Source organism: Acinetobacter sp. YH01022 (assembly GCF_013420235.1).
GTDB lineage: Bacteria > Pseudomonadota > Gammaproteobacteria > Pseudomonadales > Moraxellaceae > Acinetobacter.
The window spans coordinates 1-1,964 of sequence record NZ_VOYP01000095.1 but is presented as its reverse complement, the minus strand read 5'-3'; the positions used below and the strand labels follow the sequence as shown (position 1 = coordinate 1,964).

General features: G+C 47.0%; 2 protein-coding genes and 2 pseudogenes. All 4 read left to right on the top strand.

Annotated features, from left to right (window positions below; genetic code table 11):
• Positions 1-112: pseudogene (locus tag FTT87_RS15765) on the top strand (IS982 family transposase); the annotation flags it as partial.
• A gap of 6 nt (positions 113-118) precedes the next feature.
• Positions 119-694, top strand: a pseudogene (locus tag FTT87_RS15760) (type III glutamate--ammonia ligase); the annotation flags it as partial.
• Positions 695-760: 66 nt separating this feature from the next.
• Positions 761-1,675: a glutamine amidotransferase family protein gene (locus FTT87_RS15755; RefSeq protein ID WP_004704283.1), complete on the top strand. Its 915-nt coding sequence runs from the start codon at positions 761-763 to the stop codon at positions 1,673-1,675.
• A 33-nt stretch (positions 1,676-1,708) separates the two neighbouring features.
• Entirely contained in the window at positions 1,709-1,870 is a 162-nt protein-coding gene (locus FTT87_RS15750) for a hypothetical protein (RefSeq protein ID WP_257230599.1), read from the top strand.
• Positions 1,871-1,964: the final 94 nt, after the last annotated feature.

Sequence of the window (1,964 nt, the reverse complement as noted above, 5' to 3'; positions counted from 1 at the left end):
TCGGACTATTTCCGGTTTTCTAGCAGGCATATTTTCATCTTTATGTGCTTATCAACTCTGTCAGAAGAATAAGCCAAAAATTCATGTCGTTAGAAATTTAGCTTATCCGTAACTAGGGTTATTTAATGATGACAGTGATCCGCAAGGCATGGGCTTGTCAAAAATGGCCTATCACTTTATTGCAGGGTTGCTTGAGCATGGTCCGGCCCTGTGTGCCTTCTGTGCCCCAACTGTGAACTCATATAAGCGCCTGGTGGTGGGTCGCTCCCTTTCAGGTTCGACCTGGGCACCGGCATTTATTGCCTATGGTTCAAATAACCGCTCCGCCATGGTTCGTATCCCTTATGGCCGTATTGAACTGCGTTTGCCGGATGCCGGTTGCAACCCTTATTTGGTTTCTGCAGCGATTATTGCTGCCGGCTTAGACGGTATTGAACGTGAACTGACCCCGCCACCTGCATGCAATGAAAACCTGTATACCTTGAGTTTGGAAGAAATTGCTGCACGTGGTATTGGCACCCTGCCTCAATCCCTGAAAGAAGCTGTCGAGGCTCTAAAAGCAGATCCGCTGTTTAGAGAAACTCTCGGTGCTGAAATAGTTGACGAATTCATCCTGCAAAAAAGCATGGAATGGGTTGAATACAGCCGCCATGTTTCAGATTGGGAAATTCAGCGCTATACCGAATTTTTCTAAACTTTATTTTCACCCCATAGCGTCCCTAGGACATGAATTAAAAAGAGCATTTAGCGGAGAACAATTATGTGCGGAATCGTAGGCTTATACTTAAAAAATCCAGCTTTGGAATCACAACTCGGTAAACTGTTTGAACCGATGCTGGAGTCGATGACCGGGCGTGGTCCTGACAGCGCAGGCTTTGCCATTTATGGTGACGAAGTGTCTGAGGGCTGGGTCAAACTCACCTTGCAGTCGGTTGAAGATGAATTTGACTGGTCTGCATTTGCAGAAGCACTGAAAGCGGAACTGAACACCGACATGGACTGGTTCCAAAACGCCACGGCTGCAGTCATTAAAGCAAAATCTGATGAACAAACAGTGCGCGCGGCGATTGGCAAAATTGCCCCACAGCTCAAGATCATGAGTGTCGGTCAAAGCATCGAAATTCTTAAAGGCATGGGTTTGCCGGTCGAAATTTCTGAGCGTTTCGGTTTAGCGAATATGAAAGGCAGTCACATTATCGGTCATACCCGGATGGCCACTGAAAGTGCAGTGACCATGGAAGGCAGTCATCCATTTTCTACCGGCGCTGATTTATGTTTAGTACATAACGGTTCTCTGTCTAATCACGCCCGTTTACGCCAGGAGTTAAAACGTGAAGGCATCAGCTTTGAAACAGATAACGATACCGAAGTGGCTGCAGGCTATCTGACTTGGCGTTTACAGCAAGGGGATTCTCTGGCAGAAGCACTGAACAATGCATTGGACGATCTGGACGGTTTCTTTACCTTCGCGATTGGCACCAAAAACGGTTTTGCCGTGATCCGCGATCCGATTGCCTGTAAACCGGCCGTGTTGGCAGAAACCGATGACTATGTGGCCATGGCTTCCGAATATCAAGCCTTGGCATCATTGCCGAATATTGACAAAGCCAAGGTCTGGGAGCCAGAACCAGCCACCTTATATGTTTGGCAACGCAGTGCAGATCAAGCCGCCTAAGAATGACCCAGAATAGAAAACAGGAATAACCCTATGAATACAGCATTTGCAGAAAAAATCAGCACTTCAATTTTAAAAGATGAATTTGATTTAAGCGTAGACAGCATCCGTGATTTAAACCAGGCCCTGCATAGCAAAGAACTGACCGACAGCATTGTAGACTGGGTGAGTAGACCAAGGGAATTTCACCCTTAGCCCCTCGCAGAACCGGACATGAACCTCTCAGCTCATCCGGCTCCCATTATCCAACCGATGGTAAACATCCCATTTTCCAGTGCACAAAGGCATT